This window comes from Stenotrophomonas sp. GD03819 (genome assembly GCF_029841665.1).
GTDB classification, from domain to species: Bacteria; Pseudomonadota; Gammaproteobacteria; order Xanthomonadales; family Xanthomonadaceae; genus Stenotrophomonas; species Stenotrophomonas geniculata.
In genome coordinates, this window is the sequence record NZ_JAOCEW010000027.1 from 41,349 (window position 1) to 56,140 (window position 14,792).

Here is a 14,792-nt window from a genome sequence, read left to right on the forward strand (position 1 = left end):
GGATCAGCGGTCGCGCGGCAGCTTTTTTTCTTCGCGCAGTACACCAAACGCGGCGGCGGTCATGCACGCGGCAACCACCACGCCACCGATGAACACCACATGTGAACCAAACAGCGACAAGCCCTTGTGCACCCACGCAAAGCTCAGGTCCGCGCCGCGGTACACCACCGTATCGATGGCCGCGCCGGCCTTGTAACGCCACTGCCGGTCCACGCGGGTATAGATGGTTTCACGTGCCGGCTTGGCCAATGCGAACTCGCTGGCGCGGGTCATCACCTGCACCACGGCCACCATCAACGGCATGGGTGAAGCGGCAAGCACCGAGAAGCCGATCAGGATCGCAAAGCCAGGGATCAACAGGGCCGGCGCGATGCCGTGGCGCGACAGCAGCCAGCGGGTCAGGCCCAGCTGCATCAGCAGCGCCAGTGCGTTCACCGCCAGATCGATACGCGAGAAGAAGGCCGTGGCAGCGCCTGCATCGTTGAACGCTGCACGCACGATACTGGCCTGCTGGTTGTACAGCAGGGTGCCCACGCCCACACCGAAAACCACCATGATCGCCAGCCAGCGCAGCAACGGCTCACGCACGATCAGTTTCAGGCCGTCCAGCACGCTGCCGCCCATCGGCTGCTCGCCGGATACCAGCTGCTGCTCCTGCTCACGCAGCACCGCCCAGTGCCGCAGCCGCCAGATGCTCAACAGGCAGATGGCGAGAAAGCCTGCCGAGACCAGCATCAGATTGGCAATGCCCACGCGCTGCACCAGCGCACTGGTGATGACCGGACCAAGGAAGGCACCGACGGTGCCGGCCGCGCCGATGTAACCGTAGAAGGCACGTGCCTGCGCGTTGGAAAACACATCGGCCATGAAGCTCCAGAACACCGCCACCGCGAACAGGTTGAAGACGGTGATCCAGAAAAAGAACGCCATCCCGCGGCCTGGCACACCGCTATCGAACAGTACGTAGAAGCCCAGCAGAGTGACGATGAAGAACCCATACACCGCCGGCAGGAACACCCGCCGCGGGAAGCGGCTGACCAGCCAGCCGTACACCGGCTGCAGTACCAGCATGATCACGAACACGCAGGAGAACAGGAACTGCAGGACGAAGTCCTTCAGCGCGATGCCATGGCTGGCAAACCAGGCGATCAGCATCGGCGGAAACACGGTCTCCAGGTCAGCCGAGGCAGCCATCGCCTCACGCACCGGGCGCAGCACGTAGTAGCCACTGAGCAGGCAGAAGAAGTACAGGAACGACCACCACAGCGCCGGCGACTCACGCAGTGCCACCGTCAGCCCACGCAGCGGCCCCTTGCCCTTCACCGCGCTCACGCGGCGTCCCTCGCCAGAAGACGGCGGTTGGACAGCGGCATGGCAGGCTCCGGGGGCGGTGAAGCGCGTACGTTAGCCAATGCACTGCAACATCGCCAGCAGCAGCCACGCAGAAGGCTGCAACGCAGTGTCACGGCCCCACCCATACGACACGTTCCGATACATGCCTTCAGGGCGTCAAAATTCCAACTTTTTCAACGAGATGCGCATTCATCTTCGCTTTGTTTGTGCACAAGGGAAAAGCGGCGCTAGAATCGCCATCAGCAGTCGCGCACGGGTCTCCACGATGAAAAAGAACAGCCTGCGTCGTCCGATCCGTTCGGCGGCCACCGGTTTGCTGGGCATGTTGATGCCCGTTGCCTTGTCCACCACCGCGCAGACCCCGCCGCCATTGCCGCCGATGCCGGCCAACATCGAATCCGCCGCCACCGCCGTCGCCCACACGCAGCCCGCCGCCTACCGCACCGGCCTGGTGCCGCAGGTGCAGCTGCCGGCGGCCGGCTTCAACGTGGCCAATATCGAATCGATGGCGCAGCAGCTTACCTATGGCGAGCGCGTGCCGGGCATGGCGGTGGCCATCGTGCAGGGCGGGCGCATCCTCAGCGCGCGCGGCTATGGCGTTACCGACGTCAACAACCCGCTGCCGGTCGATGCCCACACCGTGTTCCGCCTGGCCTCGCTGTCCAAGGCCTTCGCCGGCACCATGGCCGGCCTGCTGGTCAACGACGGCACGCTGCGCTGGGACAGCAAGGTCACCGACTATGTGCCGGGCTTCCGCCTGAACTCGCCGGAAGCGACCGATCGCCTGACCGTGGCCGACGTGCTCAGCCATCGCGTCGGCCTGCCCTACAACGCCTACGACCGCGACATCGAAGGCAACGCCGAGTACTACTCGCTGACCCAGAAGCTGGCCAACACCAGCCTGAAGTGCCTGCCGGGCGACTGCTACGCCTACCAGAACGTGGCCTTCAGCCTGATCGGCGACGTCGTCTATGCCGCCTCCGGCAGCTTCTACGAGCAGTCGGTCGAGCGCCGCATCTTCAAGCCGCTGGGCATGAACGATGCCAGCCTTGGCCTGGCTGGCATCCAGGCCAGCTCGCGCTGGGCGCGTCCGCACGTGCGCAGCCGCAATGGCTGGGTGTCGCTGACACCGAAGCCGACCTACTACCGCGTCGCCCCGGCGGCCGGCGTCAACGCCAGCGCCAGCGACATGGCGCAATGGCTGCTGGCCCACACCGGCCACCGCCCGGACGTGCTGCCGGCACCGCTGCTGGCCACGCTGCATTCGAGCCTGATCAGCACCCCCGGCGAGATGCGTTCGGGCTGGCGCCGCGAGCGCCTGCACTCGGCCGGCTACGCCCTGGGCTGGCGCACCTTCGACTACGCCGGCCACGACGTGGTGTTCCATGCCGGTGCCGTGCAGGGCTATCGCGGCCTGGTCGCGCTGGTGCCGGAACGCGATCTCGGCATCGCCATCATGTGGAATGGCGAAAGCAGCCTGCCCAGCGGCCTGCTGCCGACCGTGCTCGATTCCGCGCTCGGCCTGCCTGCGCAGCGCTGGCTGGATGTGGACACCGACTTCGGCAGCGACAACCTGATGGCCGAGGGCGCAAGCCCGGCGCAGCAGGACAAGCGCAAGGGCAAGGGTGCCTCGAGCAACCGCGCGGTGGCGTCCCCGCGCTGATCAGGCGGGCTCGACCGTAAACATGAAGGGCGGCCTGAGGGCTGCCCTTTTTGTTGTTGTGTAGCGCCGAGCCGTGCTCGGCTGAGCGGAATTCTGGCGCGAGGCAGCCGAGCATGGGCTCGGCTCTACAGCTCCGCAGCGCTAGTGCGCGAAGTAGTGCATGCCGCCATCCACCGGAATCACCACACCGGTGATGTAGCCGGCCAGCGGCGAAGCCAGGAAGGCCACCAGCGGCGCCACTTCGTCCGGCTCGCCGAAGCGCCCGATCGGAATGTTGCGTGCAATGAACTCGCGCCGGCTTTCCTCGGTGGGATGCAGGCGATCAAGAATCTGCGGGCTGTTGATGCGCCCCGGTGCAATCGCATTCACCGTAATGCCCTGCCCGGCCACCTCCGACGACAACCCCTTGCTCCACAGATGCAGCGCCGCCTTCGCCGCGGTGGCGGCATTCACCGAACGTGGCTCCATCGAACCGCTGAAATTGATCACCCGCCCCCATGCCTGCGCCTGCATGCCGGGCAACAGCGCCTGGGTCAGCCGTCGTGCGGCGGAGAAGTTCAGGGCGATCGCTTCCTCCCAGACCTCGTCATCGGCATCCGCCGTGGTCGGCCGGGAGCCCCCTGCGGCATTGACCAGGATGTCCACGCGCTGCAATGCCTCCCGGGATGCCTCCGCGATGGACCGGACGTCGTCGGCGACGGTGACATCGCCGACCACGATGACCGGTGCCGCGCCGCCTTCGGCTTCGATCCGCGCCGCCAGCGCCTGCAGGGGCGCGCGCTGCCGCGACGTGATGGCGACGCGCACGCCCTGGGCCGCCAGATGCCTGGCGACGGCGGCACCGATGCCACTGCCCGCCCCCGTGACCAATGCGGTACGGCCTGCAAGATTCAAGTCCATGGTGTTCTCCTGTCCACGTGGCCGGCCAATCCAGCCCTTGCACGACATGCTGTTTGATCACCCCTGATTGATAAACTCCGCGCAGGTTTCAGCATTCAACACCCGGAGTGTCAGATGAACGTGCTGGAAAGCATGCAGGTCTACGTGCTGATCGTGGACAAGGGCAGCCTCAGTGCAGCGGCGGCGGCGATGGATATCTCCGCGACGATGGCCGGCAAGCATCTGCGCGCATTGGAGGCACGGTTGGGCATGCAGTTGTTGAGCCGTACCACCCGGCGCCAGCATATGACGCCCTTCGGCGAGGACTACTACACCCGCTGCCGGGAGATCCTGCGCCTGGTGGAAGAAACCGATGCGCAGGCGCAGCACCAGCAGCTGGCACCGGCGGGTACGCTGCGCATCAGTGCGCCGGTGATCTTCGGCACGCATGCGCTGGTACCGGCACTGGCCGAGTACATGGCGCGCCATCCGGAGGTCCGGGTCGAAGCCACGCTGACCGACCGCGTGGTCGACCTCGCCGAGGAGGGTTTCGAAGCGGCGCTGCGCATCGGCACGCTGGCCGACAGCAGCATGCTGGTGGCGCGTGCGCTGGCACCGTATCGCTTGATGATGTGCGCATCGCCCGGATACCTCGCCCGGCACGGTACGCCCTCCGACCTGCAGGCGCTTGCCCGGCACCAATGCCTGTCCTTCGAACCCAGCGCACTGGCGCAGTGGCTGCAGGTCGATGCTGGCGGGCTTGAGCGTGTGCCCGACGGCCGGCTGCAGATCAACAACGGCGAAGCACTGCGCACGGCGGCGCTGCATGGGCTGGGCATCGTGCTGCAGTCGGCACTGCTGCTGGCTGCCGACGTCGACGCCGGACGCCTGGTGCAGCTGTTCCCGGAGCATGGCCAGACCGGTCGGCCGATGCACGTGGTCTACGCCCACGATCGCTACCACTCGACCCGCCTGCGCAGCTTCCTGGACTTCCTGGCGGAGCGCTTTCCACCGGCGCCGCACCGCTAGCGTCGTCCGTCAGAAAAGCCGTCGGGCATGGCCCGACGCTACAAACCGCTCCATAAAAAAACCCCCTCCCCGCTGGGCAGCCAGGGAAGGGGGTTTCAGGATACGGCTATCGGGAAGTACTTAGATCAGCGGCGCCGGGGTTGCCGGCAGAGCGACCGGAGCGGCCTTCTTCTTGCGGGCGGCCGGCTTGCGCTTGGCAACCTTCTTCGCTGCCTTCTTCGGGGCAGCCTTCTTGGTGGCCTTCTTCGCGGTCTTCTTTACTGCCTTCTTGGCGGTCTTCTTGACGGCCTTCTTGGCAGTCGCCTTCTTCGCGACCTTCTTGGCCGGCTTGCGGGCCGTTGCCTTCTTGGCAGTCTTCTTGGTGGCCTTCTTGGCTACCTTCTTGACGGCCTTCTTGGCGGTCTTCTTGACGGCCTTCTTGGCAGTGGACTTCTTGGCTACCTTCTTCGCCGCCTTCTTCGCAGTGGCCTTCTTGGCGACCTTCTTCGCCGCCTTCTTCACTGCCTTCTTGGCGGTCGCCTTCTTCGCGACCTTCTTCACTGCCTTCTTGGCAGCAGCCTTCTTCGCGACCTTCTTCACCGCTTTCTTGGCGGCGGGCTTCTTCTTCGCAGCTTTCTTGGTTGCCATGGGATGGCTCCTCGTCAGTGATAGGGAGTTGAAACGCCCAGTTGGATCAAACCCGCGGATGCTGCGTGCGGGGACCGCCGGCGCGTCAGGCGCGCCGTTACGGATGCGGCAATGCCCGCCTCGATCGGCGGAGCGGACATCGGAACGGGAGTTGCCTTGCATTTCTCCGGGGGAAGCGGGGCCATGTCCACCGTCATCAGGGTCGCGGTGGTCTTGAAGGGGCTGCTTCGCATCGGACGATTGATTCTGCGCACTCGGTTGGGCAGGCAAGGTCTGCTGAGGCGAAACCTAATCACGGTTTTTTTTACTGTCAACAACCCCCGCGAAAAATTTTCACATCCGCGCCAGCCCGGACGCCGCCCGCGCCACCGCCGTGCGCGCCCTGCAACGACCATTGAAGCGGCGCGCACGCGCGTCGCATGCGACGACGTCGATGCGCTCTCTGAACAAAAAACACTTGAAATAAGCACTCTGCGCAGATAGGCACATGTTCTGGACAACAGCGCACGTGCATCGCCGATGGTCACCGGCACCGTCGCCAACGCCAGCACAACGGGGCCGCAACGGGGGGCGAAAAGTTTTCACATCTGATCGCTTCGGCGCAGGGCGGAAACGCGGATTTGCGCAAAACTGCGCACGCCGATCGGCACCGTTCGTCTGTCGGCTGATGCCACGCCGAGGGTGCAAAGCGAACCCGCCGTCATGAGTCCGACGCACTCGCCAAAACAAAAACGGCCACCCGAAGGTGGCCGTTCCAGAACCCGGAAGTGACGACTCAGTGGTCGTCGTTTTCCAGGGCTTCGGCATACGCGTCCGGATCCAGCAGTTCGTTGAGCTCTTCGGCGTTGGTCAGTTCGACCACGAACATCCAGCCTTCGCCGTAGGCATCTTCATTGATGGTTTCCGGCTTGTCGGACAGCGCCGAGTTGACCTCGACGACCTTGCCGCTGATCGGGCTGTAGACGTCCGAGGCGGCCTTCACCGACTCGACAACGGCGATCTGCTCGCCAGCCTTGGCGTCGGCACCGACTTCCGGCAGTTCGACGTAGACCAGGTCACCCAGCAGGCCTTGGGCGTGGTCGGAAATACCGACGGTGACACGGCCATTGCCTTCGACACGGGCCCACTCATGGGACTTGAGGAACTTGAGGTCGCCGGGGATCTCGCTCATGGGACTGCTCCAGAGATATGCAGGGGTGGAAAAAACGGGGCTAGTGTAACCAACCGGCCGCCACTGCTGTCAGTGACGATCGGCAGTTTCGGATCAGGCGTCGGCGAGCACGCCGGGCTGGGCCTGGCCTTCGCGCACGAACGGGAACTTGACCACGCGTACCGGTACCTGCCGGCCGCGGATGTCGACGGTGACCTCGCCGAGTTCACCGGCCGGTACGCGGGCGAAGGCGATGCCCTTGGCCAGGGTCGGCGAGAAGGTGCCGGACAGGATCTCGCCCTGGCCGCCCGCGGTGGTCACCGCCTGGCCGTGGCGCAGCACGCCCTTCTCGTCCATCACCAGGCCGATCATCTGGCGTGCGGTGCCGGCGGCCTTCTGCGCTTCCAGCACGTCGCGGCCGATGAAGTCGCGGCCTTCGTCCAGCGACACGGTCCAGGCCAGCGCCGCTTCGTACGGGCTGATCTCTTCGTCCATGTCCTGGCCGTACAGGTTCATGCCGGCTTCCAGGCGCAGCGTGTCGCGTGCGCCGAGGCCGGCCGGCTTCACGCCCGCCGCCAGCAGGCGGTTCCAGAACGCGACCACGGCGTCCTGCGGCAGCAGGATCTCGAAACCGTCTTCGCCGGTGTAACCGGTACGGGCGACGAACAGTTCGACGCCGTCATCGGACTGCACCTGCAGGGCGGCGAAACGGCCCAGCTTGGTCAGCGCCTGACGGTCCGCATCACGCGCCAGGCCGATCACGATGTCGCGCGCCTGCGGTCCCTGCACGGCCAGGATGGCCAGGTCCGGGCGCTGCTCGACGGTGACGCCGAACGGCGCAGCCTGCTCGCGCAGCCAGGCCAGGTCCTTCTCGCGGGTGGAGGCATTGACCACCATGCGGAAGAAATCGTCGCCCAGGTAGTAGACGATCAGGTCGTCGATGACGCCGCCGCGCGGGTTCAGCATGCACGAGTACAGCGCCTTGCCGGTCACCTTCAGCTTGTCGACCGAGTTGGCCAGCAGGCGGCGCAGGAACGGCTTGACCTGCTCACCGCGCAGGTCGACCACCGTCATGTGGCTGACGTCGAACACACCGGACTCGCGACGCACCTGGTGGTGCTCGTCCAGCTGCGAGCCGTAGTGGATGGGCATGTCCCAACCCCCGAAATCGACCATCTTGGCGCCAAGGGCGCGGTGGGTATCGTTGAGCAGCGTCTTCTGGGTCATGACCGGGTCCGGCAGCAGAGGAAACAAGAATCCCCATTATCCCAGATCGGTCGCCCGCAGGCGTGCCGCAGCGCAGCGCCGGAGCTGTAGAGCCGAGCCCATGCCCGGCTGCTCTTCGTGTGGGAGCCGAGCGTGGACTCGGCTCTACAGGGGGCGGCCCGCGTCCTCGACCACCAGCACCGTGCCCTGCACGCTGCGCACCCGCACCCACGTGCCCGCAGGCAGCTCCGGACCGCTCACCTGCCAGGACGCATCGTCAATGCTGACCCGTCCCTGGCCACCGACGATGCCCTGCTGCAGTACCACCTCCCGGCCGACCAGCTGCTCGGCGCGGCGGTTGAGCAACGGCGCATCGCTGGGCCGTGCCCGCGGCCGCCCCCAGCGCCGGTAGCACTGGATCGAGACCACACTCAGCAGGACGAAAGCGATCACCTGCCACAACAGCGGAATGTCACTGAACACCGCAACCAGTACGAACACCGCCGCCGCGCCAATGCCGATCCACAGCATGAACGCACCCGGCGCCAGCGCTTCGGCCGCGAACAGCAGCAGCGCCAACGCGCCCCAACCGACGACTTCCCAGCGCATGTCAGCCTCCGAGCGGCGGCGGCCGCTTGCCGGCGGCCTTGTTGTCCTGGCTGGCCAGCGCCTGCTTCGCCAGTTCGGCCACGCCCGCGATCGAACCGATCACACCACTGGCCTCCATCGGCATCAGCACCAGCTTCTGGTTCGGCGAACTGGCCAGTTCCTTGAACGCTTCCACGTACTTCTGCGCAACAAAGTAGTTGATCGCCTGCACGTCACCCTCGGCAATCGCCGCCGACACCACCTTAGTCGCCATCGCTTCGGCCTCGGCCAGGCGCTCGCGTGCCTCGGCATCACGGAACGCAGCTTCGCGGCGGCCTTCGGCCTCCAGCACGGTGGCCTGCTTTTCGCCATCGGCGCGCAGGATCTCCGACTGGCGTGAACCCTCTGCCTCGAGGATCTGCGCGCGCTTTTCGCGCTCGGCCTTCATCTGCCGCGCCATCGCGTCCAGCAGATCCCGCGGCGGCTGGATGTCGCGGATCTCGATGCGGTTGACCTTCACGCCCCAGGGATTGGTGGCATGGTCGACCACGCTCAGCAGCTGGGCATTGATCACCTCGCGCTGGCTGAGCGATTCGTCCAGGTCCATCGAACCGATCACGGTACGGATGTTGGTCTGCACCAGGGCGATCATCGCCACTTCCAGGTTGGCCACCTCATAGGCGGCCTTGGCAGCATCCAGTACTTGGAAGAACACCACGCCGTCCACGCGCACGGCGGCGTTGTCCTTGGTGATCACTTCCTGGCTGGGCACATCCAGCACCTGCTCCATCATGTTCACCTTGCGCCCCACCCCGTACACGATCGGGATCAGGAAATGCAGGCCGGGGGTCATGGTATGCGTGTAGCGCCCGAAGCGCTCGACGGTCCATTCGTAGCCCTGGGGCACCATCCGTACCGCCTTGAACAGGATCACCACGGCCACGAAGGCCAGTACCACGGTAAAGAACATGGTCGGGAACATCTTGCTTTCCTTATCGATGACGTCCAGGCCCCAGCATAGCGCGTGAAGGCCGCATTCACAGCGGAGCTACCAGGGCACGCGCCCGCGCAGGATGTCGGCGAACATCACCCAGTCGCCCATGAACGAGTACAGCGGGTGCTGGAAGGTGGCCGGGCGGTTCTTCTCGAAAAAGAAATGGCCGACCCAGGCGAAGCTGTAACCGCAGAACAGGGCGGCCAGCACAAGGATGGGTTGGCCGCGCAGGATCGCCGCCGCAACCAGCAGCAGCACCCCGCAGCTACCGACGAAGTGCAGCCGGCGCGACACCGGATGGCGGTGCTCGCTGAGGTAGAACGGATAGAACTCGCGGAAGCTGGCGAAGCGGGACATGCGCATGCTCCGGAGCCATGGTCAGGCCCATCATGCGCCTTTCGGGGGGCGCTGCGCTGCCTTGCAGCACCGAACCATGCTCGGCTTGCGCGTGCCAGCGCGGTCGGAAAGAAGAGCAGCCGAGCGTGGGCTCGGCTCTACAGAACCGCCTTGCCCGGACCTACACCGATGAGGTGCGCGGCCCGAACATGATCACCGCCATGCCGGCCAGGCACAGCGCGGCGCCGAACAGGTCCCAGCGGCTGGGACGGATGCCATCGACCAGCCACAGCCAGAACAGCGCGGTGCCGATGTAGACGCCACCGTAGGCGGCATAGACCCGACCACTGGCGGTCGGATGCAGGGTCAACAGCCAGGCAAACAGGGCCAGGCTGGCGGCCGCCGGCAGCAGCAGCCAGATGCTGCCGCCCTTGCGCAGCCAAAGCCACGGCAGGTAGCAGCCGACGATCTCGGCCAGCGCGGTCAGCAGAAACAGGCCGAGTGTCTTCACGCCTTCTCCGCCGCCTTGGCGTGCTGCCAGAGCGCTTCCTGCGCCTCCAGGTCCATCGCAGCCAGCGCCCCACCCTGCGCATCGGCCTGCGCTTCCATCGCACGAAAGCGACGTTCGAACTTGTGGTTGGCCCCGCGCAGCGCTGCACCCAGATCGATATCGGCGTGGCGCGCCAGGTTGGCGCAGACGAACAGCAGGTCGCCCAGTTCTTCCTGCAGGCGCGCCTTGTTGCCGGCGATATCGCCGCGCTCGAACTCCTCGCGCAGCTCCTGCAGTTCCTCGGCCGCCTTGTCCAGCACCGGCATCGGGCCCGGCCAGTCGAAGCCGACCTTGGCCGCGCGCGACTGCAGCTTCACTGCCCGCTGCCATTCCGGCAGGCCGCGCGAGATGCCGGCCAGCGCGGAGGTGTCCTGCTCGCCCTTGGCGGCGCGCTCGGCCCGTTTGATCGCCTCCCAGTTACGCATTACCCCGTCGGCATCATCGACACTGACCTCGGCGAACACGTGCGGGTGGCGGCGCTGCATCTTGTCGCTGATCGCGCGGGCCACGTCTGCGAAGGCGAAGCTGCCCTGCTCTTCGGCCATGCGCGCATGGAACACCACCTGCAGCAACAGGTCGCCCAGCTCGTCGCACAGGTCGTCGAGGTCGCCGCGGTCGATCGCATCGGCCACCTCGTAGGCTTCCTCGATGGTGTACGGCGCGATGGTCGCGAAGTTCTGCTCCAGGTCCCACGGGCAGCCGCCCTGCGGATCGCGCAGGCGCGCCATGATCGCCAGCAGGCGCTCCAGTTCGTTGCTTGCGGCGCTGCCGGTGGTGGGGGTGTCGTGCGCGCTCATGCGGCCTCCAGGGTCAATCGGACAACCAGTCACGCCATGGCAGGCTGGTATCACCAAGGGCAATGAAATCGCCGTTCAACAGGGTCTCGCGGCGGTTGTAGCGGAACGGCTTGCCGGTCGCGGCCGACAGTACCGCACCACCGGCGGCGTGCAGCACGCACTGGCCGGCAGCGGTATCCCATTCGGAGGTCGAACCCAGCCGCGGATAGACATCCAGGCCACCTTCGGCGATCCGGCAGAATTTCAGCGACGAGCCCTGCGCGATGGTCTCGATGCGGCCCATCCTCGCCAGCAGCGCCTCGGTCTCCGGTGAGCGGTGCGAACGGCTGGCGGCAACCCGCAACGGTGCGGTGGCCGGTGTACGGGTGCGCAGCACGGTGTCGTGCAGGCCCTGCCGGCGATAGGCCAACTCGCCGCGCATGGCATGCCAGACGATGCCGGTGACCGGGGCCAGCACCACGCCGAAAGCCGGTGCGCCCTGGTAGATCAACGCGATGTTGACGCTGAACTCGCCGTTGCGCTTGACGAACTCGCGGGTGCCGTCGAGCGGGTCGACCAGCCAGTAGGCCCCCCAGTGGCGGCGCTGCTCCCAGCCCACCTGCGCCGATTCCTCGGACAGGATCGGCAGGTCCGGGGTCAGCTGCTGCAGGCCCTGTTCAATGACCTGGTTGGCCGCCAGGTCGGCACTGGTGACCGGGCTGTTGTCGTCCTTGATCTGCACCTCGAAGCCATCGGCATAGACCTGCATGATGGCCTGTCCGGCTTCCTGGGCGATGGCGATGGCGGTCTCGCGCAGGTCCGTGGTCAGTTTGATCATCGCAATCCCTGCAGCCACTGGCGGGCGATGAACAGCGCCGCCAGCGAGCGTCCCTCGGAGAAGTCCTCACGCAGCATCAGCTGGTCCAGCTCGGCCAGCTTCCACGGGACAACTTCCAGTTCTTCCGGCTCGTCGCCGGCCAGCTTTTCCGGGTACAGGTCGCGCGCCACCACCAGCCACGACTGGTGGCTCATATAGGTCGGGGCAAGGGTCATTGCGCGCAGCACGTCGACCCGGCGCGCACCGTAACCGGCCTCTTCCTTCAGTTCGCGGTCCGCAGCCTGCTCGGGAGTCTCGCCGGCATCGATCCGGCCCTTGACCAGGCCCAGTTCGTAGCGGTGCATGCCTGCGGCGTATTCACGTACCAGCAGCACGGTCTCGTCGTCGAGCATCGGCACCACCACCACCGCACCATGGCCACGGCTGACCAGGCGCTCGAAGCGGCGGCGTTCGCCGTTGGAGAACTCCAGGTCCAGGTGCTGGCGCTGGAAGGGACCGTTCTCCTCATCGGTGATCCGATGGATGATCGGCAAGCGACGGCCGGCGCGGTCATCGTTCATGCGGAATCTCCGCGGCGGCCGGCGCCTGCGCCGGGGCCGATAGAATGTGCAGGCAGCAACATGTTCATGAGCCCGAAATGCTAGCAGACCCAACCCCCTCCCCGCTGGCCCACCATTGGCGGCAGCGCGACCTGCAGGTACTGTGGCACCCCTGCACGCAGATGCGCGAGCATCCGGACACCCTGCCGCTGGTGCCGATCGCCCGTGGCGAAGGTGCCTGGCTGATCGACCACGATGGCAACCGCTATCTGGATGCGGTCAGCAGCTGGTGGACCAACCTGTTCGGCCATGCCGAACCGCGCATCGGTGGCGCCATCGCCGCCCAGGCGACGCAGCTGGAACAGGTGATGCTGGCCGGCTTCGGCCATGAGCCGGCCATTACCCTGGCCGAACGCCTGCTGGCGCTGGCGCCACGCCAGCCCGGCCGCGAGCCGTTGGCCAAGGTGTTCTACGCCGACAACGGCTCGGCCGGCGTGGAAGTGGCCCTGAAGATGGCCTTCCAGTATTTCCAGAACCGTGGGGAATCGCGGCGTACGCGTTTCATCGCACTGGAGAACGGCTACCACGGCGAGACCCTGGGCGCGCTGGCGCTGGGTGACATCCCGCTGTATCGCCGCGTCTATGCGCCGCTGCTGGCCGAAGCGCTGTTCGCGCCGTCGCCCGATGCCTACCTGGCCGAACCCGGCCAGAGCGCGGCCGACCGCGCGCGGCAGGCTGCCGACGGCCTGGCCACCCTGTTCGACCAGCATCCGGGCGAGATCTGCGCGGTGATCCTGGAACCGCGCCTGCAGTGTGCCGGCGGCATGCGCATGCACGATCCGGTGTACCTGCAGCGCGTGCGCGAACTGTGTGATGCGCATGGCGCGTTCATGATCGCCGACGAGATCGCCACCGGCTTCGGCCGCACCGGCACCCTGTTCGCCTGCGAACAGGCCGGGGTGATGCCGGACCTGATGTGCCTGTCCAAGGGCCTGACCGGCGGCTTCCTGCCGCTGGCCGCGGTGCTGGCCACGCAGGCGCTGTACGACGCCTTCCTTGACGACTCGCGCGAGCGCGCGTTCCTGCACTCGCACAGCTACACCGGCAACCCGCTGGCCTGCGCGGCCGCGCTGGCGACGCTGGACATCTTCCGCGACGACGATGTGATCGCCCGCAACCGCAGCATCGCTTCCGTGATGGGTACGCTGGCGGCACCGTTCAACGACCATCCGCACGTGGCCGACGTGCGCCAGGCCGGCATGGTGGTGGCCTTCGAGCTGTCGCGCGACGGTAACAAGCGCACGCCGTTCGACCCGGCCATGCGGCTGGGCCTGCACGCCTACAAGGCCGCCTTGAAGCGCGGCGTGGTGCTGCGCCCGCTAGGCGACGTGCTGTACTGGATGCCACCCTACTGCGTGGACGACGAACAACTGGAGCTGCTGGCACATACCACACTGGCGGCGATTGACGAGGCGATTGCATGCGCGTGACCCGCTGCCCCATCGACCTGGCGCTGCACAGCGGCCAGACCGTGACCCTGCCGGAAGAGACGGCCAACCACCTGGTGCGGGTGATGCGCCTGCGCGAAGGCGATACCTGCGTCCTGTTCAACGGCGATGGCCACGACTACAGCGCGACGCTGACGGTGGCCGGCAAACGCGAGGTGCAGGTACGCATCGACGCCGTGCAGGCCATCAAGAATGAATCGCCACTGGCGATCACCCTGCTGCAGGGCATCGCGCGCGGCGAGAAGATGGACCTGATCCTGCAGAAGGCCACCGAACTGGGCGTGGCGGCGATCATTCCGGTCAACGCCGAGCGCACTGAGGTGAAGCTTGATGCAGCTCGAGCGGAGAAGCGCGTGGCGCACTGGAACAACGTGGTGACCTCGGCCTGCGGCCAATCCGGGCGCGCGCGCATTCCGCAGGTGGGCTCGCCACTGTCACTGGCGCAGGCTGCGGCAACGCTGCCGGCCGATACGCTGCGGCTGACGCTGGACCCGCTGGGTGCCCATCGCCTGTCGACGCTGGCGGCCGCTCCGGCAGGCGGCATCGTGATCGCGATCGGCCCGGAAGGCGGCTGGTCGCCGCGCGACCGCGATCAACTGGCGGCGGCAGGCTTCCAGGGGCTGCAGCTGGGCCCGCGCATCCTGCGCACGGAAACCGCGGGGCTGGCCGCGATCGCGGCACTGCAGGCGCGGTTGGGCGATCTGGGATAAGGCTGATTCGTTGTGGTGCCGACCGCTGGCCGGCATCCACGGGATC

General features: G+C 66.5%; 17 protein-coding genes. 5 read left to right on the forward strand and 12 right to left on the reverse strand.

What is annotated here, in order from left to right; all coding sequences use genetic code 11:
• Positions 1 to 3 precede the first annotated feature (3 nt).
• Positions 4 to 1,332 (reverse strand): MFS transporter, encoded by a 1,329-nt coding sequence (locus N5D45_RS16190; protein WP_057503477.1) that lies wholly within the window; start codon positions 1,330 to 1,332, stop codon positions 4 to 6.
• A 286-nt stretch (positions 1,333 to 1,618) separates the two neighbouring features.
• Between N5D45_RS16190 and N5D45_RS16195 the strand changes: the two genes are divergently transcribed.
• Complete coding sequence (locus N5D45_RS16195; protein ID WP_057503476.1) at positions 1,619 to 3,016, forward strand: serine hydrolase domain-containing protein; 1,398 nt, start codon at positions 1,619 to 1,621, stop codon at positions 3,014 to 3,016.
• Positions 3,017 to 3,157: 141 nt separating this feature from the next.
• Here the strand turns inward: N5D45_RS16195 and N5D45_RS16200 are convergent, their stop codons facing one another.
• Positions 3,158 to 3,916 carry an SDR family oxidoreductase gene (locus N5D45_RS16200; protein WP_057503475.1) on the reverse strand — a complete coding sequence of 253 codons (759 nt, stop codon included), beginning with the start codon at positions 3,914 to 3,916 and terminating at the stop codon, positions 3,158 to 3,160.
• A 114-nt stretch (positions 3,917 to 4,030) separates the two neighbouring features.
• Here N5D45_RS16200 and N5D45_RS16205 point away from each other — a divergent pair, with 114 nt between their 5' ends.
• Positions 4,031 to 4,924 (forward strand): LysR family transcriptional regulator, encoded by an 894-nt coding sequence (locus N5D45_RS16205; RefSeq protein ID WP_057503474.1) that lies wholly within the window; start codon positions 4,031 to 4,033, stop codon positions 4,922 to 4,924.
• 120 nt (positions 4,925 to 5,044) lie between these two features.
• On the opposite strand, the gene N5D45_RS16210 is transcribed toward N5D45_RS16205, so the two are convergent.
• Entirely contained in the window at positions 5,045 to 5,551 is a 507-nt protein-coding gene (locus N5D45_RS16210) for a hypothetical protein (protein WP_279939279.1), read from the reverse strand.
• Between the two features lie 183 nt (positions 5,552 to 5,734).
• Here N5D45_RS16210 and N5D45_RS16215 point away from each other — a divergent pair, with 183 nt between their 5' ends.
• Positions 5,735 to 6,034, forward strand: coding sequence for a hypothetical protein (locus N5D45_RS16215; RefSeq protein WP_125438507.1), 300 nt, complete (start codon positions 5,735 to 5,737; stop codon positions 6,032 to 6,034).
• Between the two features lie 292 nt (positions 6,035 to 6,326).
• On the opposite strand, the gene gcvH is transcribed toward N5D45_RS16215, so the two are convergent.
• The 9 genes from gcvH to nudE all read right to left on the reverse strand — a co-directional run bounded on the left by gcvH (position 6,327) and on the right by nudE (position 12,549).
• Entirely contained in the window at positions 6,327 to 6,722 is a 396-nt protein-coding gene (gene gcvH, locus N5D45_RS16220; protein WP_010482723.1) for a glycine cleavage system protein GcvH, read from the reverse strand.
• 93 nt (positions 6,723 to 6,815) lie between these two features.
• Positions 6,816 to 7,928: a glycine cleavage system aminomethyltransferase GcvT gene (gene gcvT, locus N5D45_RS16225; protein ID WP_010482722.1), complete on the reverse strand. Its 1,113-nt coding sequence runs from the start codon at positions 7,926 to 7,928 to the stop codon at positions 6,816 to 6,818.
• Positions 7,929 to 8,072: 144 nt separating this feature from the next.
• Positions 8,073 to 8,516: an NfeD family protein gene (locus tag N5D45_RS16230; protein WP_010482721.1), complete on the reverse strand. Its 444-nt coding sequence runs from the start codon at positions 8,514 to 8,516 to the stop codon at positions 8,073 to 8,075.
• Between the two features lies 1 nt (position 8,517).
• The gene (locus N5D45_RS16235; protein ID WP_005410704.1) at positions 8,518 to 9,477 is read right to left on the reverse strand and encodes an SPFH domain-containing protein; all 960 of its coding nucleotides are present in this window, start codon (positions 9,475 to 9,477) and stop codon (positions 8,518 to 8,520) included.
• A gap of 66 nt (positions 9,478 to 9,543) precedes the next feature.
• Positions 9,544 to 9,846 carry a DUF962 domain-containing protein gene (locus N5D45_RS16240; RefSeq protein WP_010482717.1) on the reverse strand — a complete coding sequence of 101 codons (303 nt, stop codon included), beginning with the start codon at positions 9,844 to 9,846 and terminating at the stop codon, positions 9,544 to 9,546.
• A gap of 160 nt (positions 9,847 to 10,006) precedes the next feature.
• Positions 10,007 to 10,336, reverse strand: a complete 330-nt coding sequence (locus tag N5D45_RS16245; RefSeq protein ID WP_010482716.1) for a YnfA family protein — start codon at positions 10,334 to 10,336, stop codon at positions 10,007 to 10,009.
• Entirely contained in the window at positions 10,333 to 11,172 is an 840-nt protein-coding gene (mazG, locus tag N5D45_RS16250) for a nucleoside triphosphate pyrophosphohydrolase (RefSeq protein WP_049410658.1), read from the reverse strand. Before mazG ends, N5D45_RS16245 begins: the two co-directional genes overlap by 4 nt.
• Before the next feature lie 13 nt (positions 11,173 to 11,185).
• Positions 11,186 to 11,989: a 3'(2'),5'-bisphosphate nucleotidase CysQ gene (cysQ, locus tag N5D45_RS16255; RefSeq protein WP_057503472.1), complete on the reverse strand. Its 804-nt coding sequence runs from the start codon at positions 11,987 to 11,989 to the stop codon at positions 11,186 to 11,188.
• Positions 11,986 to 12,549 carry an ADP compounds hydrolase NudE gene (nudE, locus tag N5D45_RS16260; RefSeq protein ID WP_010482713.1) on the reverse strand — a complete coding sequence of 188 codons (564 nt, stop codon included), beginning with the start codon at positions 12,547 to 12,549 and terminating at the stop codon, positions 11,986 to 11,988. The genes cysQ and nudE overlap by 4 nt, the downstream gene beginning before the upstream one ends.
• Before the next feature lie 77 nt (positions 12,550 to 12,626).
• Between nudE and bioA the strand changes: the two genes are divergently transcribed.
• Together bioA and N5D45_RS16270 are read left to right on the forward strand one after the other, a co-directional pair.
• On the forward strand, positions 12,627 to 14,018 hold the full coding sequence (gene bioA, locus N5D45_RS16265; RefSeq protein ID WP_049481818.1) for an adenosylmethionine--8-amino-7-oxononanoate transaminase: 1,392 nt from the start codon (positions 12,627 to 12,629) through the stop codon (positions 14,016 to 14,018).
• A complete protein-coding gene (locus N5D45_RS16270; RefSeq protein WP_057503470.1) occupies positions 14,009 to 14,746 on the forward strand; it encodes a 16S rRNA (uracil(1498)-N(3))-methyltransferase in 738 nt (245 codons plus the stop codon). Before bioA ends, N5D45_RS16270 begins: the two co-directional genes overlap by 10 nt.
• Positions 14,747 to 14,792: the final 46 nt, after the last annotated feature.